The following is a 20,065-nucleotide window of genomic DNA, read 5'->3' as shown; positions in this document are numbered from 1 at the left end:
TTCATAATATGCAAAAACGAAAGCCATGCAATTTCAGATTCGGCGGTTTCGATGAAATCGCTTTCGCTGCGGGCCAAAGGATCAGTGCGCGTTGCATTCGTTTCGCCGATGGGCGACTCTGCTTGAGGAATGAAGAGGGGAAGGACATGTTTCATCCGGCGTTGTTCAAGGGCATGACCGTTGTGGTCACCGGTGCAGGGCGCGGCATCGGGCTGGAGGTTGCCCGGCAGTTTCTGGATTGCGGCGCGCATGTGCTCGTCCATGCCGGCCGATCGATCGGCGATCTGCCCGATTTTCTCGAATCGGCGGCGACGGAAGGCCGGGCGCATGTCGTCACCGCGGATTTTCTGGCGCCCGGTGGCGTCGAGGGGCTGGCCGAGGTGGTCAGAGGCCAGTTCGATAGCATCGATATCCTCATCAACAATGCCGGCACCATGGTCGGTCGCTTCCCGGCGGCAGAGCTGACCGACGAGCAGTACCAAACCGTCGTGCAGCTCAACCAGACTGCGGTCGTCGAAATGACGCGGGCGATGCTGCCGCTTCTGCGCAAGGGTACGCATCCGGCAATCGTCAACACCGTATCGATCTCCGCCCTGACAGGGGGCAGCGCCGGCTCTTCGATCTATTCGGCCAGCAAGGCCTTCGTCGCCACCTATTCCAAGGCGCTGGCGCGCGAGCTCGCGCCCGAGGGCATCCGGGTCAACTGCGTTTCGCCGGGCACGATCACCACCGACTTCCACGAGCGCTATTCGTCGCCGGAAAAACTGGAGGCGACCCGCAAGACCATCCCGCTCGGCCGGCTCGGGACGGCGGAAGATTGCGCGCCGGCCTATCTGTTCCTCGCTTCGCACGCGCTGTCGGGCTACATCACCGGGCAGGTGTTGGAGGTCAATGGCGGGCAATTGATTGCTTGAACATGTGTTTGCGTCGGCGTTCGCCCCTCATCCGCCTGCCGGCACCTTCTCCCCGCGCGCAGGGAGAAGGGACAGCGCTGCGCCGTATTCGTTCTGCCTTGACTGCAAGCGGGCTTGTCTCGCCGGGCACGTCCCCTCTCCCCGCGAGCGGGGAGAGGGTTAGGGTGAGGGGCAAGCCAGTCCAGTAGCGTGGCAGAATCAAGAACTCCAAAGGCATGACATGATCGACAAGCTGGAAATGTTCCTCGTTCTCGCACGCGAAAGACACTTCGGTCGCGCGGCGGAGGAGTGTGGCGTAGCGCAACCGACCTTGTCGGCCGCCATCCGCCAGCTCGAGGATCAGCTTGGCGTGATGCTCGTCAGCCGCGGGTCGCGCTTCCAGGGACTGACGCCGGAGGGGCAGCGCGTGCTCGAATGGGCGCGCCGTATCGTCGGCGATGCCCGCACCATGCGCGAGGAGATGCGGGCGGCGCGCAAGGGCCTTTCCGGCCATATCCGCCTGGCCGCGGTGCCGACGACGCTGGCGATGGTGCCGATGATTACCGCGCCATTCCAGGAGAAACATCCTGATGTCACCTTCTCGGTGCTGTCGACCACGTCGCTGCAGATTCTGGCGCTGCTCGAAAATCTCGAGATCGATGCAGGTCTCACCTATCTGGAGAACGAGCCGCTCGGCCGGGTAACCAGCGTTCCGCTGCAAGTCGAGCGCTATCACCTCGTCACCGCCGCCGGAACGCCGCTTTCAGAGCGGGAAAGCGTGACGTGGAAAGAGGTTAGCGACGTTCGGCTTTGTCTATTGACGGCCGACATGCAGAACCGCCGCATCGTCAACCAGCATTTTGCCGAGGCAGGCGTGGTCGCCAGGCCGACGCTCGAATCGAACTCGATGATCGTGCTTTTTTCGCATGTGCGGACCGGGCGCTGGGCCAGCATCATGCCGTTCAACGTCGCGAAATCATTCGGTTTTCATGAGGATATCCGGATGATCCCGATCGTCGAGCCGGATGCCCGTCACACGGTCGGCCTGGTTGCGACCCATCGTGAGCCGTTTACGCCGCTTGTCTCGGCTCTGTTGCACGAGGCGCGTATCCTGGGTGAGCGAAACCAGGTTCAATAGATTATTTCTATCGATCGACGGAACAGCCTTATTGACCCATCGGGCCATAAGCGCGAAGCTTTTTTGATCATGGCCGGAGACCGCCGAGGATCGGCCTTCGCCAGGTATTGAAATGTCGGCTGGACCGGTCGCCCGTTTGCGGGTGTCGCCGTCTAGCCCATGAGCCGGGAGGGCTCCCGTTGAACATCCATCAGCCGCGCGCCGACATCGCGGAAACCACCCTTGCCATCGTCGAGGAGCTCAAAGGGCTCGAAGGTCCGCTGTTGCCGATCCTGCACGAGCTTCAGGAAGAGTTCGGTTATGTGCCGCAGGAGTGCCTTCCGGTGATTGCGCGCGAGCTCAACCTGTCGCGCGCCGAAGTCTACGGTGTGATGACGTTTTACCATGACTTCCGCGAGCATCCGGCCGGACGCCATGTGCTGAAGCTCTGTCGCGCCGAGGCCTGCCAGTCGATGGGCGGTGATCGGCTCGCCGAGCGCGCCAAGCGGCTGCTCGGCATCGATTTCCATGAGACGACGCCGGATGGCGCGGTGACGCTGGAGCCGGTCTACTGTCTCGGGCTCTGTTCCTGCGCACCCTCGGCCATGCTTGACGGAGAGGTGCATGCCCGGGTCGATGCCGCCGATCTCGAGGCGCTCGTTCAGGAGGCGCGGCGATGACGGTGAAAATCTATATCCCGCGTGACGCCGCCGCCGTGGCGCTCGGTGCCGAGAAGGTCGCCAAGGCCGTGGCCGAGACGATCGCGGCCCGCGGTCTCGAGGCGACAATCATACGCAATGGCTCACGCGGAATGCACTGGCTGGAGCCGCTGGTCGAAGTGGAAACCGCTGAAGGTCGCGTCGCCTACGGTCCGGTCAAGGCACGCGATGTCGGTTCACTGCTTGATGCCGGGCTGCTCGATGGCGGCGACCACGCGCTCTGTCTCGGGAAGACCGAGGAGATCCCCTTCCTCAAGCAGCAGACGCGACTGACATTTGCGCGCTGCGGCATCACCGATCCCCTGTCGCTCGACGACTACCAGGCCCATGGCGGCCTTGCCGGTCTGCGCAACGCCATCGCCATGGCGCCGGAGGCGATCGTCGCGCAGGTGACCGAGAGCGGCCTTCGCGGCCGCGGCGGCGCCGGTTTCCCGACAGGCATCAAGTGGAAGACGGTTCTCGAGGCCGCGGGGACACGCAAATACATCGTTTGCAATGCCGACGAGGGCGACAGCGGCACCTTTGCCGACCGGATGATCATGGAGGGTGATCCCTTCGTGCTGATCGAGGGCATGGCGATCGCAGGCATCGCGACCGGCGCCACCAAGGGCTTCATTTATACCCGCTCCGAATATCCCCATGCGATCGCGGCGATGGCTGAGGCGATCGAGATCGCGCGCAAGGCCGGCGTGCTCGGCGCTTCGGTGCTCGGCTCCGGCAAGGCCTTCGACATGGAGGTGCGCACCGGCGCCGGCGCCTATGTCTGCGGCGAGGAAACGGCGCTGCTCAACAGCCTCGAAGGCAAGCGTGGCATCGTTCGCGCCAAGCCGCCGCTCCCGGCCCACAAGGGCCTCTTCGACTGTCCGACCGTGATCAACAACGTGATCTCGCTCGCCTCCGTCCCGATCATCATGGACAAGGGGGCTACCTTCTATCGCGACTTCGGCATGGGCCGCTCGCGCGGTACGATCCCGATCCAGATCGCCGGCAACGTCAAGCATGCCGGCCTGTTCGAGACCGCCTTCGGTCTAGCACTCGGCGAGATCATCGATCACATCGGCGGCGGCACGGCGAGTGGCCGGCCGGTGAAGGCCGTGCAGGTGGGCGGCCCGCTCGGCGCGTATTTCCCTCGCGCTCTGTTCGACACACCGTTCGACTATGAGGCCTTTGCCGCGCGCGACGGCCTCATCGGCCATGCCGGCATCGTCGTTTTCGACGATACCGTCGACATGCTGCACCAGGCGCGCTTCGCCATGGAGTTCTGCGCCGTCGAGAGCTGCGGCAAGTGCACGCCCTGCCGCATCGGTTCGACGCGCGGCGTCGAGGTGGCGGACAAGATCGCCGCCGGCATCGAGCCGGAGAAAAACCGCGAACTGCTCGCCGATCTCTGCAACACGATGAAGTTCGGTTCGCTCTGCGCGCTCGGCGGTTTCACGCCCTATCCCGTCATGAGCGCCATGACCCATTTCCCGGATGACTTTCAGCCGGCACCGCGCGTTGAAGCGGCGGAGTGAGGAGGAAGACCATGTCTCTCATACATGAAATCGACTACGGCACTCCCGCTTCCAAGTCCGAAAAGCTGGTGACGCTGACGATCGACGGGTGCGAGGTCACGGTACCTGAGGGTACCTCGATCATGCGTGCGGCGATGGACGCTGGCATCGAAGTGCCAAAACTCTGCGCCTCCGACATGATGGATGCCTTTGGCTCCTGCCGGCTCTGTCTCGTTGAGATCAAGGGCCGCGCCGGCATGCCGGCCTCGTGCACGACGCCGGTGGCGGCGGGTATCGAAGTCTCGACCCAGACGCCGCGGCTGAAGGATGTGCGCCGCGGCGTGATGGAACTCTATATTTCCGACCACCCGCTCGACTGTCTGACCTGCGCGGCCAATGGCGATTGCGAACTGCAGGACATGGCCGGCGCCGTCGGCTTGCGCGACGTGCGCTACGGCTACGAGGGCGAGAACCACGTCACGGCCCGCAACAATGGCGAGATCAACGCCAAGTGGATGCCGAAGGACGAGTCCAATCCCTACTTCACCTATGATCCGGCCAAGTGCATCGTCTGTTCGCGCTGCGTGCGCGCCTGCGAGGAAGTGCAGGGCACCTTTGCGCTGACGATCGGCGGTCGCGGTTTCGACAGCCGCGTTTCCGCCGGCATGGCGGAAGACTTCATGTCGTCGGAATGCGTCTCCTGCGGCGCCTGCGTCCAGGCCTGCCCGACGGCGACGCTCACAGAGAAATCGGTCATCGAGATCGGCCAGCCGGAACATTCCGTCGTCACCACCTGCGCCTATTGCGGCGTCGGCTGCTCGTTCAAGGCGGAAATGCGCGGCGAGGAGCTGGTGCGCATGGTGCCGTGGAAGGATGGCCAGGCCAACCGCGGCCATTCCTGCGTCAAGGGCCGTTTCGCCTACGGTTATTCCAACCACAAGGACCGCATCCTCAACCCGATGATCCGCGAGAAGATCTCCGATCCCTGGCGCGAGGTCACCTGGGAGGAGGCCTATGCGCATGTGGCCTCCGAGTTCCGGCGGATCCAGTATCAGTACGGTCGTGATTCCGTCGGCGGCATCACCTCGTCGCGCTGCACCAATGAAGAGACCTATCTTGTGCAGAAGCTGGTGCGCGCCGGCTTCGGCAACAACAATGTCGATACCTGCGCCCGCGTCTGCCATTCGCCGACCGGCTACGGACTCGGCCAGGCCTTCGGCACGTCGGCCGGCACGCAGAATTTCGATTCGGTCGAGTTCACTGACGTTGCCGTCATCATCGGCGCCAACCCGACGGACGGCCATCCGGTCTTCGCGTCACGACTGAAGAAGCGACTGCGCGAGGGCGCCAAGCTGATCGTCATCGATCCCAGGCGCACCGACATCGTGCGCTCGCCGCATATCGAAGCCTCCTATCACCTGCCGCTGCAGCCAGGCACCAATGTCGCGATCCTGACGTCGATGGCGCATGTGATCGTCACCGAAGGCCTCGCCGACGAGAAATTCATCCGCGAGCGCTGCGACTGGTCGGAATACGAGGACTGGGCGGCTTTCGTCGCCGAGCCCTATCACAGCCCGGAAGCGACCGAAGCCTATACCGGCGTGCCGGCCGAACTCGTGCGTGGTGCAGCAAGGCTCTATGCTACCGGCGGCAATGGCGCGATCTACTATGGTCTCGGCGTCACCGAGCACAGCCAGGGCTCAACGACGGTCATGGCGATCGCCAACCTCTCGATGGTCACCGGCAATATCGGCCGGCCGGGCGTCGGCGTGAACCCGCTGCGCGGTCAGAACAACGTGCAGGGCTCCTGCGACATGGGTTCGTTCCCGCACGAGTTGCCGGGTTACCGCCATATCTCCGACGACGCGACCCGCGAGACGTTCGAGAAGCTCTGGGGCGTCGAGATTTCCAACGAGCCTGGCCTGCGCATCCCGAACATGCTCGATGCCGCGGTCGATGGCACCTTCAAGGGCATCTATATTCAGGGTGAAGACATCCTGCAGTCCGACCCGGACACCAAGCACGTGGCCGCCGGGCTTGCCGCGATGGAGTGCGTCGTCGTGCACGACCTCTTCCTCAACGAGACGGCGAACTACGCCCACGTTTTCCTGCCGGGTTCGACGTTCCTGGAAAAGGACGGCACCTTCACCAATGCCGAGCGCCGCATCAACCGGGTGCGCAAGGTGATGACGCCGAAAAACGGCTATGCCGACTGGGAGGTCACGCAGAAGCTTGCCCAGGCGATGGGCCTCAACTGGAACTATCGTCATCCGTCCGAGATCATGGACGAGATCGCTGCCACGACGCCGAGCTTCGCGCTGGTCTCCTACGACTATCTCGACAAGTTGGGCTCGGTGCAGTGGCCATGCAACGAGAAGCATCCCGAGGGCTCGCCGATCATGCATGTCGACGGCTTCGTGCGTGGCAAGGGCAAGTTCATCCGCACCGAATATGTGGCGACCGATGAACGCACCGGTCCGCGCTTCCCGCTGCTCTTGACCACCGGCCGTATCCTCAGCCAGTACAATGTCGGCGCCCAGACGCGGCGTACCGACAACGTCGTCTGGCACGCGGAAGATCGACTGGAGATCCACCCGCACGATGCCGAACAGCGTGGCATTCGCGACGGCGACTGGATCAGGCTTGCCAGCCGCGCCGGCGAAACGACCCTGCGTTCGCTGATCACCGACCGCGTTGCGCCGGGCGTTGTCTACACCACCTTCCACCACCCGACGACGCAGGCAAACGTCATCACCACCGACTTCTCCGACTGGGCGACGAACTGCCCGGAATACAAGGTGACGGCGGTGCAGGTGATGCCGTCGAACGGGCCTTCGGACTGGCAGGTGGACTATGACGAGCAGGCCCGCCAGTCGCGCCGGATTTCCGGCAAGCTGGAGGCGGCGGAATGATGTTTTGCGCCGCGACCGACCATGGCGACGTTTAGGACATCGACAACCGTTGCCGAGGCTGCCCGCCGCAAGGGCGTGCTTCGGGACGGCTCGCGCGCCGTGCCGGAGGAGACGCCGGTCGCCTTCAGCTATGGCGGCTCGACCCATGCGGTGATGATGGCGACGCCTGGCGACCTTGAAGACTTCGCCGTCGGCTTCAGCCTGACCGAAGGCATCATCACGGATCCCGGCCAGATCGAAACGGTCGAGATCGTCGCCGAGACGGTGGCCGGCAATCTCGGCATCGACCTGCAGATTGTGCTTGAGGACGAAGAGAACGACATGCTCCGCCAGCGTCGCCGGCACATGGCGGGTCCGGTCGGGTGTGGGCTCTGCGGCATCGAATCGATCGAGCAGGCGGTGCGGCCGACGCCGGATGTTTCCGGGTCGAAGCTGACGCTGTCGCAGGAGGATGTCGTCTCCGCCGTGGCACTGCTCAACGGCCAGCAGCCGCTGCATTTCGAGACGCGCGCCGTGCACGGTGCTGCCTTTTATGTGCCTGGACGCGGCCTGATCGCGGTCCGAGAGGATGTCGGCCGCCACAATGCGCTCGACAAGCTGGTGGGTGCTGCGGCGCGTGCCGGCTTTAGGGGAAGCGAGGGTGTCGTCGTCGTCACCAGCCGCGTTTCCGTCGAGATGGTGCAGAAGACGGCTGTCGTCGGCAGCCCCGTGATCATCGCCATTTCGGCGCCGACGGCGCTGGCCATCCGCACGGCCGAGGCTGCGGGCATGACGCTGATTGCGCTGGTGCGCGGCGACGAATTCGAGATATTCACCCATGCCGAACGCATCAAGTCCGGAGCTGTCGCCGATGTCGCATGACAACACCAACGCCAAGCTGATCTACATGGCGAACCAGATCGCCACCTTCTTCAAGAGCCAGCCGCAGAACGAGGCGGCCCAGGGCGTTGCCACCCATATCAACAAATATTGGGAGCCACGCATGCGGCGGAAATTGTTCGAGCATATCGACAATGGCGGCGAGGGGCTGACGCCGCTGGTGCTGGAAGCGGCTTCGAAGATCAAGCGTCCGGAAGCCGCCTAGCTAGCCTGCGCTCATCATCGACCGCAGGTTCTCCGCTCTCCGCGGACAGGGCGTTTTCCAAGCAATTGCTGCGTCTGAAAAGATTTAAGGGAAGGCGGCTACCGGTAGCCGCCTTCCCCATTCCCGAGCGCGGGGTGCAGGGATGTGCGCTCAGAAATTCTGCCAGCCATCCGCGGCCGGTGCCGCAGCAAGGCTTGTTCGTTGGCCGCTGCGCATGGCGCGGGCGGTTGCGTGGAGCCGGGTCGGCTGCGCGCGGTCTTCGAGATGGCGGTTCGCGTCGATGATCTGGGCTTGCTCGCCGTAGCGGAACTGTCGGAGCAGTTCGTGCAGGGCGTCCGCCTCGCGAGCCATGGCGTGGCTTGCGGCCGTGCTTTCCTCGACCATCGCTGCATTCTGCTGGGTCGCCTGGTCCATCGAGTTGACTGCCTGGTTGATCTCCTTGAGGCCGGTCGACTGTTCGCGGGCGGCCTCGACGATCGCCGAGACGTTGGCGTTGATCTCCTGGACCTGGGTGAGGATCTCTTCGAGCGCAGCACCCGTCTGGCCGACCAGCGACACGCCGTTCTTGACATGTTCGGTGGAGGTGCCGATCAGCGCCTTGATATCCTTGGCCGCACTTGCGGAGCGTTGCGCCAATTCCCGTACTTCCTGGGCGACGACGGCAAAGCCCTTGCCGGCTTCACCGGCGCGTGCCGCTTCGACGCCGGCGTTGAGCGCCAGGAGGTTCGTCTGGAAGGCGATGTCATCGATGACGCCGATGATGTTGGAGATTTCGCGTGACGACTGTTCGATCTGGCCCATCGCGCCGATGGCGCTCTTGACCACATTGCCGGAGCGTTCGGCGCCGGCCTTGGTCTTGGCCACCAGTCCGCCCGCCTCTTCGGCCCGGCGGCTGGAGTCGGCAACCGTCGTGGTGATCTCGTCGAGCGCTGCTGCGGTTTCCTCGACCGAGGCCGCCTGCTGTTCCGTGCGCTTCGACAGGTCGTCGGCCGCCGAGCGGATTTCGCGAGCGCCGGAAGCAATCGCGCTGGCGTTGTCGCCGACGGTGCGCATCGCCTCGCGCAGCTTGGCGGTCGCCCCGTTGAAGTCGGTCCGCACCGTTTCCATGCTGGGCACGAAGGGCGTGTCGAGGTTGCGGGTCAGGTCGCCCTCGGCGAGCGCCCTCAGGCCGGCGCCGAGGCTGTTGATGGCGCTCATGCGCTCGCTGACGTCGGTCGCGAACTTGACGACCTTATAGACCTTGCCACTGAAGTCGCGGATCGGGTTGTAGGCCGCCTGGATCCAGATCTCCTTGCCGCCCTTGCCATAGCGCACGAACTCGTTGGAGAAGAACTCGCCGGCGGCGAGACGTTTCCAGAAGTCGGCATATTCGGCGGTGCGGGCGTAGTTCGGTTCGCAGAACATGCTGTGATGCTTGCCCTGGATTTCCGAGAGGCTGTAGCCGAGTGCGGCGCAGAAATTCTCGTTGGCCGTCAGGATTTCGCCTGTCGGCGTGAACTCGATGACTGCCTGCGAGCGGGAGATCGCGTCGAGCTTGCCGGCATCCTCGGTTGCCCGCACCTTGGCGGCGGTGATGTCGGTTGCGAACTTCACCACCTTGTACGGTTTGCCGTTGCGGAACACCGGGTTGTAGCTCGCCTGGATCCAGATTTCGCGGCCGCCCTTGGCGATGCGCTTGTAGGCATTGGCGTCGAACTCGCCGCGCCCGAGGCGGGCCCAGAAGTCGCGGTATTCCTGCGTCTGGGTGTAGTCGGCCGGGCAGAACATGCGATGGTGCTGGCCGACGATTTCCGAAAGGCCGTAGCCGAGCGCCTGGCAGAAGTTCTCATTGGCGGTCAGGATCTTGCCGGTCAGGTCGAACTGGATGATGGCCTGCGACTTCGAAAGCGCGGCGACGATCTGGCGCGCATCTGCAATTTTACCGAGAGCGAACATTGTAACCCTCTGATCTCGTTTGTTGGCTCAAGCCGGGGCTTCGTGCCTTCTTTGACAGGGTTTGCGGGGCCAAAGCGGCGCAACTCCCGGACTAAGACAAATACCGGCCTGCCGAAAATTGTCTGGTCGTCCTACGCCGGCCCACCGGGTCAGCGGCTTCGTGCTTCGTGAGGGGAGTTCGAACTACCGGGCTTCATGCCCAAGGCGCCGTGTTTCTACAATCTAGGTTAGTAACAGGACTATTAAGCAGGTGTTAAAATAGCAACTATCAAATTTCAGTTGTAAAAACTCGTATATCCAATTTTAGTTGAATTAGTTGATCCTGTTTTTCTAATCGACTGCCGTGCAATCTGGGTCTGCCGCCAATAAGAAAGGCCGCCCCACGGCACGTAGGGCGGCCTTCATGTCGTTCGTCTGCTACCTCAGGGTTACCTCAGGCGGCCAGTTCTTCGACTTCACGTTCCTTGAACATGCGCGCCAGGTTGAGGAAGCAGATCATGCCGTTCTCGTTGGCGATGATGCCTTCGGCAAAGCTCTTGTCGAAGGATGCTGTCACTTCCGGAACCGGCTGCACCTGGCTGCCCTGAACGGTGAGGATGTCGGAGACGCGGTCGACGACGAGGCCGATCACCATGTTGTGCACTTCGGCGACGACAATGGCGCTGCGTTCGTTGGCCGTCGTCGATTTCATGCCGAGCTTGTGGGCGAGATCGATGATCGGGATCACCGTGCCGCGCAGGTTCATGACACCGATTACTTCCGGCGGCGAATGGGGAATGGGGGTGGAGGGTGCCCAGCCGCGGATTTCGCGGATCGTCGTCGTCTTGACGCAGAATTCCTGATCGTGGAGGCGGAACGCAATGATCTCCAGCGTCTCGCCGTCAAACCCGGCCGTCCTGAGTGTGCTTGTCATCGAAGGTCCTTCCAGCTTTCCGGTCGACGCCCATGGCGCGACACCGCCAAACTCGAGATATCTCCGCATGGCTGCCGGCGCATGGGAGCGCCGCGATGGTCCGTTGGGGAGAGATCCTTACAGTCCGCCGATCACATCCGGCGGGGCGCAGCTGCATCATGCGCGGAAGAACCGCTTTGCGCTTTGGGAAAGGACTATAGGCCGGGATTCGTTAAGACTTGCTTTTGCAAGTGTTTAGAGCAGTTCCAGGAAAAGTGTGAAACGGTTTTCCGTCCGGAATTGCGTCGCTTCAAGGATGATCCGCCCTGAGCCTGGCTCGGGGCGGATCGGATCGTGACGTCAGGCGGAGGCGAGAACCTTTGCGAACTGTTCCACGGCCCAGTCGACCTGTTCAGCGGTGATCACTAGCGGCGGCGCAATGCGGATCGTGTCGCCATGGGTGTCCTTGGCAAGGATACCCAGCTGCTTCAGTGCTTCGCAGTACTTGCGGGCGCCACCGGCTTCCGGCACCAGCTCGACCGCCAGCATCAGGCCGCGACCGCGAACTTCCTTGATGATGTTGGAGCGGATGTCGGTGAGGCCCTTCTGGAAGCGCTCGCCCATGCGGGCTGAGTTCTCGATCATGCCTTCTTCCGTCAGCGCCTTCAGCGCCGCCCGGGCGATGGCACAGGCGAGCGGGTTGCCGCCGAAGGTCGAACCGTGCTGGCCCGGTTTCAGAACACCCAATACTTCGGAGTTCGAAAGCACGGCGGAGACCGGGTAGAAGCCGCCAGAGAGCGCCTTGCCGATCAGCGTCACGTCGGCCTCGATGGCTTCGTGTTCTTCGGCGAGCAGCTTGCCGGTACGGCCAAGGCCGGTCTGGATTTCGTCGAGGATCAGCGTGATGCCATGCTTGGTGCAGAGCTCGCGAACGGTCGTGAAATAGCCAACCGGCGGAACGATAACGCCCGCTTCGCCCTGGATCGGCTCGACGAGGAAGGCGACGGTGTTCTCGTTGATCGCAGCGCGGAAGGCGTCGATGTCGCCGAAGGGCACGACCTTGAAGCCCGGTGCGAAAGGACCGAAGCCGGTGCGGGCATCCGGGTCGGTGGAGAAGCCGACGATGCCCATGGTGCGGCCATGGAAGTTGTTGGAGCAGACGATGATCTCGGCCTGGTTCTCGGCCACGCCCTTGACCTCGTAACCCCACTTACGCACCGCCTTGACGGCGGTTTCGACGGCTTCGGCGCCGGAGTTCATCGGCAGCACCTTGTGCGAGCCGGTGAGGGCTGCGATCTCTTCATAGAAATGCGCGAGCTGGTCGTTGCGGAAGGCGCGGGAGGTGAGCGTCAGCTTCTGCGCCTGCTCCATCATCGCCTTCAGGATCTTCGGATGGCAGTGGCCCTGGTTGACGGCCGAATAGGCCGAGAGGCAATCGAGGTAGCGATTGCCCTCCATGTCCCAGACATAGACGCCTTCGCCGCGCGAGAGCACCACGTCGAGCGGTTTGTAGTTATGCGCGCCAAGCCGGTATTCGGTTTCGATCAGGGCTGCCGTCGTATTCATACATTGTCCTCCGTTTGTTATCTCAGGCGCTGCGGGTCGGCCGGTCGAGCACACGGCGGCCGAAGAGGCTCGCCGTCAATTCGACCAGGATACGCGCGCTCTTGCCGCGGTCATCGAGGAAGGGGTTGAGCTCGACGACGTCGAGCGAGGAAACGAGTTCGCTTTCCCAGAGCATTTCCATGATCAGGTGCGCCTCGCGGAAGGTCGCGCCGCCGGGAACGGTGGTGCCGACGCCGGGGGCGAGTTCCGGATCCATGAAATCGACATCGAGGCTGACATGCAGCAGGCCGTTGGCGGCGCGAACCTCATTGAGGATCTGGCGCATGATGTGGGCCATGCCGAGTTCGTCGACGGCGCGCATGTCATAGACGCGTACGCCGTGCTCGGTGATCTCTTCGCGCTCGCGATCGTCGACGGAGCGGATGCCGACCTGGAAGACCTTCTTCGGATCGACGAACGGCCGGTCGGCCGGCAGAATCGGAGCGAATTCCGCTTCGCCACAGAAATACGCGACCGGCATGCCGTGCATGTTGCCGGAGGGGGAGGTTGACGGCGAATTGAAGTCGGCGTGGGCGTCGAGCCAGAGCACGAAGAGCGGCCGGCCGACTTCGGCGGCGTAACGCGCCATGCCGGAGACGCTGCCCATGGAGAGCGCGTGGTCACCGCCGAGGATGATCGGGAAGTGGCCCTTGCGAACCGTGTCGTGCACGGAATCGTGCAGCGCGCGGGCAAAGGCTGCGACGATCTGCAGATTGTTGGCGCCCGGGTGGTTGGCGAGGTCGCGGGCCGGCAGCGGCTTGACGTCGCCTTCGTCGTGAACCGTGTGGCCGAGGTCGCGCAGCACCGTGTCGATGCCGGCTATGCGCAGGGCCGTCGGCCCCATGGCTGCGCCGCGCCGTCCAGAACCTTCTTCGATGGGTGCGCCGATCAGCGTGATGGTCGTCATATCCGCCCGATTCCTTCTCAAGATAATTCCGTGTGTACCCGGTTGGGATCGCGCGGATTATGGCCAAAATGCATGTCAGCAAAAAGATGGAAAACTGCCGATTAGTGAGATAAAATCGACAGATTGATAAGCACCATGTTACAAAGTGATAGCAATGGATGATCTCGATCAGGCACTCATCAGCGCCTTGCGCCAGAATGCGCGCATCCCCGTTTCAACGCTATCGGAAATGACAGGCGTATCGCGCGCGACCGTTGCTGCCCGCATCGACAGGCTCGTCGCTAATGGCACGATCGCCGCCTTTACCATCCGAACCGGCGCGGAAATCCCGGCTTCCGGGGTCCGCGCCGTGGTGATGATCGAGGTGCATGGAAAGATGGCCGACCGCGTTGCCGAACAGTTGCGCGGCCTGCCGCAGGTCCGGGCGCTGCACAGCACCAATGGCCGCTGGGACTTCATCGCCGAGCTGCAGGATCGCGATCTCGTCTCCTTCGACGAGACGCTGCGGCGCATCCGCCTGATCGACGGGATCACCGTCACCGAGACGAATATCCTGTTGAAAACCAGCAAGATGACCGGTGCATTCTGAGCATTTTTCGCCGCCCAAAGCGGTGAGGAAATTGCGTCTCTGAGTCGAATTGTTCTTGCTTTGTTCTCATGTTTCGCTATGATGTGCGCCTCACCCAAGATGGAGGATGTCATGGTTGCCAATGGCGGCAGGCTTGCCGATCGGCAGATCTGTGTGAAGCTGTTTGTCAGGCATGGCGACGAGGATCGCGCGATCGCCTTTTATCGCGAGGCGCTCGGCGCCGAGCTCCTGCAGCGGCACGAATGGCCGAGCGGCATTCTGACGAGTGCGGATCTGAGGATCGGGGAATCGGTCTTCCGGATTGCCGGGGCCAACCCGCGCCGCGATGCGGAGCCCAAGCTCGGGGGACCGCGCTCTCCGCATGCGCTGGGCACGACGGCGGTGATCCTGGAACTGCATGTTCGCGATGTCGATCGTGTGATCGGCCGGGCGATCGGCGCGGGGGCAAGCCTGCGCAATCCGGCCGAGACTTTGTCGACCGGTGACCGCGTCGGTGCCTTTATCGATCCTTTCGGCCATATCTGGGCGCTGTTCAACGCCATTGAGGATGCCGAAATCGTCGATCTGAACATCGAGGCCCGCAACGCCGCCTGAGGCGTTGCGGGCCTCTCGCTGTATGGCCGTGCACTTTGGCGGGATATGTTGCCCGCCGCGTGGCAATCAGAAGAACTCGTCGAGCAGGCAGTAGAGGTCGCGTTTCTCCGGATCGTCCCTGTCGATGCCATAGCGCGCCAGAAACGGCTGCACCCATTCCTCGCCGAGATTGTGGGCGATGCTGTGACAGGCAAGTGCAATGTCCTGATAGGGATCGGCGACGCCCAACCGGCTGCAATCGATGAAACCGGAGAACCGGCCATTCTTCTCGATGATGTTCGGCAGGCAGGCGTCGCCGTGGGTAATGACGAGCTTGCCGATCGAAGGTACGCGGGCTCGGAGTTCTGCAAAAAGATCTGCCGCCGTGCGGCCGAGTCGCGTTTCGTCGAAATCGTCTTCATCGATAAGGCCGGCTTCGGTGCGCGCTCCCGCGATGGCGATGCGCTTTTCGATCCGGTGATCGAAGGGGCAGTCGGCGACGTCCAGCCCATGCAAGCGTTTCAGGGCGTCCGCCAAGATGACGATCCGGTCCTTTGGCGACAGCGTCGTGGAGGCGAGGTCCGTGCCCTCGACAGCCTGCAGCAGCAGCCAGTTCGTTTCCGCGTCGAAGGCGCGGGCGATCACCCGCGGACAGGGCATGCCCTGAGACGCCAGCCAATCAAGCCGCTCCGCCTCGTCAACGAATTCGCTGAAGGGGCCGGCAGCCTCGACTTTCAGCACCAGCATCGGGCGATCCGGCGCCTTCAGCAGATAGATGCTCGAGTGCGACTGTCCGAGCGTGTCATGATTCCAGTCATAGCCTGCAACGAGCGGCAGGAGATTCTCGGGCAATTCGAGATGCGGTTTTCGGGAAGACAATACAATCACCTGAAAAATGAATGCAGCAAATTGGCCGTGACGGCGGCTGATGCCGATGTGGGTTCGCTGTGGCGGTGATTCCACACGTGACGTGCACGCATTCGCGCGGCTGCGGATCGTATTCGGTCCGCAGGCCGTATCTTGATCTGATCAAAATGTCGTCGAGGAGCGCGACGCCAGACAAACCGCCCCTCAATACTCCTTCTCGAAGAAGATACCGCCCGATGCCGAGCCGTCGCCCGCAGCCGACCCCTTGAGCTTCACGCCCTTGCCGACATCGAGATTGATGACCGCCTTGCTGGAGGCAGAATCAGAGCCCTGCTGCAGCTCGATATAGGTCCGGTCGTTGAGATACTTGCCGGCGCGCACCGAAGCGCCGCCGTTCTCGTCGGTGGTGACGTCGAGGTCGTCGACGCCGAGCTTGTTGCGCAGGCCATCAAGCAGCGACGTCGAGCCTCCGCCGGCAAGCTGGCTGACGGCGGAGGCGAGCTGGGCGATCTGGAAGGCCGAGAGGTTCGACAGCGACCGGTTGAAGATCAGCTGTGCCAGGATCTCGTCCTGCGGCAGCGCCGGCGATGACGAGAAGGCGATCTGCGGATTGTTGGCGAGGCCCGCAACCGAGACTGTGATCGTCGTCGAGCCGACGCTGGAGGTCGCCTTGAGGTCAAGCGTCGGGATCAGGTCGCCACCGAAGCCGATATTGCCGTCGGTGAAGGTCAGGCGCTTGCCGAGGATTTCGAGGCGCCCGCGGCGCATTTCGAAGCCGCCGGAAACGATCGGCTGCACGGCCGTGCCCCGGATCGTCAGGTTGCCACCGAGTTCGGCGTCGATGCCGCGGCCGCGCACGAAGACCTGGTTGGCGGCAACTGCCAGATCGAAGGCGATGCCGCCGCTGGCATTGGCGCCGGCTGCCGGCACCTCGTCCTTGCGCAGGTCCTTGACCATTTTCTGCACCTTGGGCGGCGCATTCTTGTGCTTGATGTCGATTGCCGAGAGCGAGGTGGGCAGCTTCTCGGGAATGGTGATCGATGCCTTGCGGATCGTAACCTTGCCGCCGAGCGTCGGGGTTGCGACCAGCGGACCGGTTAGCGTCATTTCGCCAACGAGATTGGCGTTGAACAGCGTGCCGTCGACATAGGTGGCATTGTTCAGGCGGATCGTCAGATTGGCCGGGAAGCCGGAGCCGGGGACCGTGCCGACGGTGCCGGTCGCCTCGATCGAGCCGCCGGTCGCGAGATTGGCCGAGAGCTTGGAGATCGTCGCCTGCTTGCCGTCGAGCGCGACATTGGCGGTCAGATCGTTCAGTGCCAGGTTGCGGCGCACGTCGACGAGCCGCCCGCCGGATGTCGTGACGGTGCCGGCGATCTGCGGCGCCTTGGCGGAGCCGGAAATCGCGAGGTTGATGCCGGCCTGGCCCGTGAGCGTGAAGCCTTTTTCCGCCATCAGGTTGGCAATGAGGGCAAAGGGTAGGTTGCCGTTGAACTTCATTGCGATCGGCATGTTGCCGCCGATATCGACATTGCCGCCGCCCTTGAAGGAAAGGCCGCTGGCGCCCGAAAGCGTCGTGTCGAGCGTTACCTTGTTGTTGGCGAACTTGCCGTTGGCGGCGATGTCGAAGGCGGCGACCCCGGCCGTGCGTGCGGCGGCCAGCGACGCGCCAGACCATTTGAGGTTGTAGGCGACGACAGGTGCGGACGTTGCGCCAGCGACGTCGACGGTGCCGGCGATCGTGCCCTCGGCGCCGAGGTCCGGGACAAAAGCGTTGACCAGCGCTGCGGGCAGCGCATTGAGCTTGGCGGTGATGTCGAGTTTTTCGCCGGCCGTTCCGTTGACCGCGATGGTGCCCTTCGATGCCTGGATCGTCAGCGCGTTGAGGCGGACGGTGCCGTTTTCGATGGCGATGACCGTCGGCTGCGCGAGCTTCAGCGGGATGCCCTTTGGCGTCGCGCCGAAGGAGGCGAGGCGAATTTCCGTGCGTCCCTTCGCACTCGTGAGATCGCCCTTAGCCGTGAGCGGGCCACCATCATATTTGCCGTCGATCGAAAAGCCGGTGCGTCCCGCCTGCTGCTGGAAATCGACGGCGAGGCCGGCAACGCGGTTGGCGCCTTGAGCGATGGTCTCGGCGCGCACGCTGCCCTTGATGGCGAGGGCCGCGACATCGGAGATCGTGATATCGGCAGTCGGCTTGGCGATCGTCAGGGCATCACGCTTGATGCCGCTGCCGCCGGCCTTGACGACGACGGAGGTGATGCCGTTTGCGGTCTTGATTGCGGCCGACCCGTTGAGATCGCCAGAGGCTTTCTGCCCGGCCATGGCGGCAAGCAGGCCGAGATCGGGCAGGTTGAAATCGATCTTGCCGTCCGGTTTGAAGTCCGGGGTGAAACTGATCGCACCGGTCAGCTTGTTTTCACCGATCCTGGCTTCGAGCACGGGGATGGCGGTGCGTCCGTCCTTGGAGACGACGTCGGCCTTGACGTCGATCGCCTGGCCGTCGAGCGCACCGGTTGCGGTCAGGCTCGCCTGCGGGCTCGAGGGGTTGGCCTTCGCGTCGGCCTTGATCGTGAGGTCGCTGAGGGTGCGTCCGGCGAGCGTGGCGCCGCTCGAGGTCAGTTCGGCCTTGATGCCGAGTTCGGCGAGCGGGCCGGTCACGGCTGCGGTAAATTCAGCCTCGCCCTTGGCATCTGCCAGAAGCTTGCCGAGATTGGGCAGCTTTCCCTTGAGATCGGTGGTCAGTTGTCCCTGAGCCAAGGCTATCGTGCCGGCCGCCTCGATCGTGCTCGATTTGAGTTCGAGGCCCTCGACGGTCACGCTGCCGTCGTTCGCCGTCTTAACCTCGCCAGCAAGCGCGATGGTCCCGTCGAACTTTGCCGCGGCGGCAGGCGGCAATGCCGCTGGAATGGTAAAGAGCTTGAAGGCGGCGGTGACCGTGTTTTCCTCACGTGAGACGGCACCGGTGACCGAACCGCCAATGCCGGGGCTTTCGATCGTCACCGGATCGAAGACGATGTTCTCCTTCGTCACCGACAGGCTGGCGTCGATCTTCATTGGCGCCTGGACCAGCCGGGTGACGTTGGCGTCGACGAAGCCTGCCTCACCGACTTCGATCACCGTTTTTAGCGGGCCTGATTGTGTAGCGAGGTTGAAGCCGTCGCTGCGCGCCGACAGCTTGACGGCGCCAAGTGCCGCGTCCGGCAGCGTCACGGAGGCGACGTCGGCGGCGAGATCGAGGATTGCGGCCTGCGCGTCGCCGATCAGCGACAGGTTGACGGCGTTGATCTTTGCCTGGGCCTCGCCCTTCTGCAGCGGCCAGCGGAAGTCGATCGCGCCGTTGGTGCCGGCAAGCCGGGCCTGCAGATTGTTGTCGCCCTTGCTGTCGAAGGTGCCGAAGGCGCCAAAGGTCAGCGCGCCGGTTGCGATCTGCCCCTTGTCGACGCGCACCATGCCCTGGCCGTTGAACGCGGCTGCGACGTCGATGCTGGTCTCGCCCTCGAACATCGCACGCAGTGCCGGCGGCATCAGCGAACCGAAGCCGCCGCCGCCAGTGACGGTGAGCCGATGCATGCCGTCGGGTGTCTGGACGTGGCGACCGTCGAGCTTGAGGATCTCGCTGCCGTCGAGCGCGGCCGTGGCAGTGCCGGCCCAGTCGGAAAGAGGACCTTCGCCGGTCAGCTTGATGTTGACCGCGGGCTCGTTGGGCAGGCGAAGGAGTTTTGCGAGCACGCCGTTGTTGGGCTCATCGACGGTTGCCTCCAGCTTCAGCTCGTTGCCCGCCGGGTTGAAGACGATATCGGCGACGGCGCGCGCTTCCGGCCGGTCACGCTGGGCGGCGGTCAGGCTGAGGGCAATGCTCTCGTTGGTCGCATTGATCTTGCCGCTGGCGGTCAGGAACTGATCTTCGCCGGCGATTGCCTTGCCGATGACGATCTCCTTGAGATCGATCGCGTCGATCTTGACGTCGACGGGAAGCGCGAAGGTCGCGCGCACTTCCTTGGTCTCGGTCGAGGGGATCGGCAGGCGTTCGACACGCACCGAGCCGGCGGACAACGCCGCGGCGTCGAAGCGGAAGGAGAGGAGGGCCGCCGGCGACCAGTTGAGCTTGAGGTCGCGGACCTCCGCATAGACGCCTTGGCCGTCGAAAAGCGTGATGCTTCCTGCCGCAAACTCACCTGTCAGCAGCGCACTCGGATCAGCGATCCGCACGATCTGGTCAGGCGTTGCCGCATATTTCTCGATTGCCCAGGCGACGAGGCGGGCGCCTGGAGTCGTGAAGCCCACGAAGGCGACGAGAAGGAGGGCAACGACCGCAATCACGCCAAGCACACGAAGGCCATAGCGCAGCGTCGCGCGAAGGAAGCGGACGACCTGATTCATGCTCTACCCTTAGCGCAAGTTGCGCTGCAGCGGAATCGCCGCAGGGCGAAACTATCGCGCAATGACGGCAATTTGCCGGTTCTTGCTGGAGAATCG

The 20,065-nt window shown here is 63.4% G+C and carries 15 protein-coding genes; 9 read left to right on the top strand and 6 right to left on the bottom strand.

Annotation, left to right across the window (positions count from 1 at the left end; all coding sequences use genetic code 11):
- The first annotated feature begins 146 nt into the window (after positions 1-146).
- The 7 genes from AC3WWH_RS10765 to AC3WWH_RS10735 all read left to right on the top strand — a co-directional run bounded on the left by AC3WWH_RS10765 (position 147) and on the right by AC3WWH_RS10735 (position 8,218).
- The gene (locus tag AC3WWH_RS10765; protein ID WP_058321752.1) at positions 147-914 is read left to right on the top strand and encodes an SDR family NAD(P)-dependent oxidoreductase; all 768 of its coding nucleotides are present in this window, start codon (positions 147-149) and stop codon (positions 912-914) included.
- Between the two features lie 220 nt (positions 915-1,134).
- On the top strand, positions 1,135-2,031 hold the full coding sequence (locus AC3WWH_RS10760) for a LysR family transcriptional regulator (RefSeq protein ID WP_057255043.1): 897 nt from the start codon (positions 1,135-1,137) through the stop codon (positions 2,029-2,031).
- Positions 2,032-2,210: 179 nt separating this feature from the next.
- Entirely contained in the window at positions 2,211-2,690 is a 480-nt protein-coding gene (locus tag AC3WWH_RS10755; RefSeq protein ID WP_058321753.1) for a formate dehydrogenase subunit gamma, read from the top strand.
- A complete protein-coding gene (locus AC3WWH_RS10750) occupies positions 2,687-4,243 on the top strand; it encodes a formate dehydrogenase beta subunit (RefSeq protein ID WP_058321754.1) in 1,557 nt (518 codons plus the stop codon). The genes AC3WWH_RS10755 and AC3WWH_RS10750 overlap by 4 nt, the downstream gene beginning before the upstream one ends.
- Positions 4,244-4,254: 11 nt before the next feature.
- Positions 4,255-7,134, top strand: a complete 2,880-nt coding sequence (gene fdhF, locus AC3WWH_RS10745) for a formate dehydrogenase subunit alpha (protein WP_058321755.1) — start codon at positions 4,255-4,257, stop codon at positions 7,132-7,134.
- 21 nt (positions 7,135-7,155) lie between these two features.
- Positions 7,156-7,995 (top strand): formate dehydrogenase accessory sulfurtransferase FdhD, encoded by an 840-nt coding sequence (fdhD, locus tag AC3WWH_RS10740; protein ID WP_058321756.1) that lies wholly within the window; start codon positions 7,156-7,158, stop codon positions 7,993-7,995.
- On the top strand, positions 7,985-8,218 hold the full coding sequence (locus AC3WWH_RS10735) for a formate dehydrogenase subunit delta (protein ID WP_058321757.1): 234 nt from the start codon (positions 7,985-7,987) through the stop codon (positions 8,216-8,218). The genes fdhD and AC3WWH_RS10735 overlap by 11 nt, the downstream gene beginning before the upstream one ends.
- A gap of 150 nt (positions 8,219-8,368) precedes the next feature.
- Here the strand turns inward: AC3WWH_RS10735 and AC3WWH_RS10730 are convergent, their stop codons facing one another.
- The 4 genes from AC3WWH_RS10730 to rocF form a co-directional block, all read right to left on the bottom strand.
- A complete protein-coding gene (locus AC3WWH_RS10730; protein ID WP_058321758.1) occupies positions 8,369-10,153 on the bottom strand; it encodes a methyl-accepting chemotaxis protein in 1,785 nt (594 codons plus the stop codon).
- A gap of 433 nt (positions 10,154-10,586) precedes the next feature.
- Positions 10,587-11,066 carry a chemotaxis protein CheW gene (locus tag AC3WWH_RS10725; protein ID WP_057255050.1) on the bottom strand — a complete coding sequence of 160 codons (480 nt, stop codon included), beginning with the start codon at positions 11,064-11,066 and terminating at the stop codon, positions 10,587-10,589.
- A gap of 339 nt (positions 11,067-11,405) precedes the next feature.
- The gene (gene rocD, locus AC3WWH_RS10720) at positions 11,406-12,611 is read right to left on the bottom strand and encodes an ornithine--oxo-acid transaminase (protein WP_058321759.1); all 1,206 of its coding nucleotides are present in this window, start codon (positions 12,609-12,611) and stop codon (positions 11,406-11,408) included.
- Positions 12,612-12,633: 22 nt separating this feature from the next.
- Entirely contained in the window at positions 12,634-13,557 is a 924-nt protein-coding gene (gene rocF / locus AC3WWH_RS10715; protein WP_058321760.1) for an arginase, read from the bottom strand.
- 154 nt (positions 13,558-13,711) lie between these two features.
- Between rocF and AC3WWH_RS10710 the strand changes: the two genes are divergently transcribed.
- Complete coding sequence (locus tag AC3WWH_RS10710; protein ID WP_043614769.1) at positions 13,712-14,146, top strand: Lrp/AsnC family transcriptional regulator; 435 nt, start codon at positions 13,712-13,714, stop codon at positions 14,144-14,146.
- A gap of 111 nt (positions 14,147-14,257) precedes the next feature.
- On the top strand, positions 14,258-14,740 hold the full coding sequence (locus AC3WWH_RS10705) for a VOC family protein (protein ID WP_057255053.1): 483 nt from the start codon (positions 14,258-14,260) through the stop codon (positions 14,738-14,740).
- A 66-nt stretch (positions 14,741-14,806) separates the two neighbouring features.
- Here AC3WWH_RS10705 and AC3WWH_RS10700 read toward each other — a convergent pair whose 3' ends face one another.
- Both AC3WWH_RS10700 and AC3WWH_RS10695 read right to left on the bottom strand, forming a co-directional pair.
- Positions 14,807-15,598 carry an APH(3') family aminoglycoside O-phosphotransferase gene (locus AC3WWH_RS10700; RefSeq protein ID WP_058321805.1) on the bottom strand — a complete coding sequence of 264 codons (792 nt, stop codon included), beginning with the start codon at positions 15,596-15,598 and terminating at the stop codon, positions 14,807-14,809.
- Positions 15,599-15,790: 192 nt separating this feature from the next.
- Entirely contained in the window at positions 15,791-19,969 is a 4,179-nt protein-coding gene (locus AC3WWH_RS10695) for a translocation/assembly module TamB domain-containing protein (RefSeq protein ID WP_113399505.1), read from the bottom strand.
- Between the last annotated feature and the right edge of the window lie 96 nt (positions 19,970-20,065).

Source organism: Ensifer sp. EB106-03-01-XG145 (assembly GCF_058792075.1).
The sequence above is the reverse complement of the archived record's forward strand: the minus strand, read 5'-3'. Positions and strand labels throughout refer to the sequence as shown.

Bases quoted from the DNA above. Each gene is read 5' to 3' on its own strand.
- fdhD (WP_058321756.1), top strand. From the start codon at position 7,156: ATGGCGACGTTTAGGACATCGACAACCGTTGCCGAGGCTGCCCGCCGC.
- AC3WWH_RS10725 (WP_057255050.1), bottom strand. From the start codon at position 11,066: ATGACAAGCACACTCAGGACGGCCGGGTTTGACGGCGAGACGCTGGAG.
- AC3WWH_RS10735 (WP_058321757.1), top strand. From the start codon at position 7,985: ATGTCGCATGACAACACCAACGCCAAGCTGATCTACATGGCGAACCAG.
- rocD (WP_058321759.1), bottom strand. From the start codon at position 12,611: ATGAATACGACGGCAGCCCTGATCGAAACCGAATACCGGCTTGGCGCG.
- AC3WWH_RS10730 (WP_058321758.1), bottom strand. From the start codon at position 10,153: ATGTTCGCTCTCGGTAAAATTGCAGATGCGCGCCAGATCGTCGCCGCG.
- fdhF (WP_058321755.1), top strand. From the start codon at position 4,255: ATGTCTCTCATACATGAAATCGACTACGGCACTCCCGCTTCCAAGTCC.
- AC3WWH_RS10705 (WP_057255053.1), top strand. From the start codon at position 14,258: ATGGTTGCCAATGGCGGCAGGCTTGCCGATCGGCAGATCTGTGTGAAG.
- AC3WWH_RS10695 (WP_113399505.1), bottom strand. From the start codon at position 19,969: ATGAATCAGGTCGTCCGCTTCCTTCGCGCGACGCTGCGCTATGGCCTT.
- AC3WWH_RS10710 (WP_043614769.1), top strand. From the start codon at position 13,712: ATGGATGATCTCGATCAGGCACTCATCAGCGCCTTGCGCCAGAATGCG.
- AC3WWH_RS10750 (WP_058321754.1), top strand. From the start codon at position 2,687: ATGACGGTGAAAATCTATATCCCGCGTGACGCCGCCGCCGTGGCGCTC.
- rocF (WP_058321760.1), bottom strand. From the start codon at position 13,557: ATGACGACCATCACGCTGATCGGCGCACCCATCGAAGAAGGTTCTGGA.
- AC3WWH_RS10765 (WP_058321752.1), top strand. From the start codon at position 147: ATGTTTCATCCGGCGTTGTTCAAGGGCATGACCGTTGTGGTCACCGGT.
- AC3WWH_RS10760 (WP_057255043.1), top strand. From the start codon at position 1,135: ATGATCGACAAGCTGGAAATGTTCCTCGTTCTCGCACGCGAAAGACAC.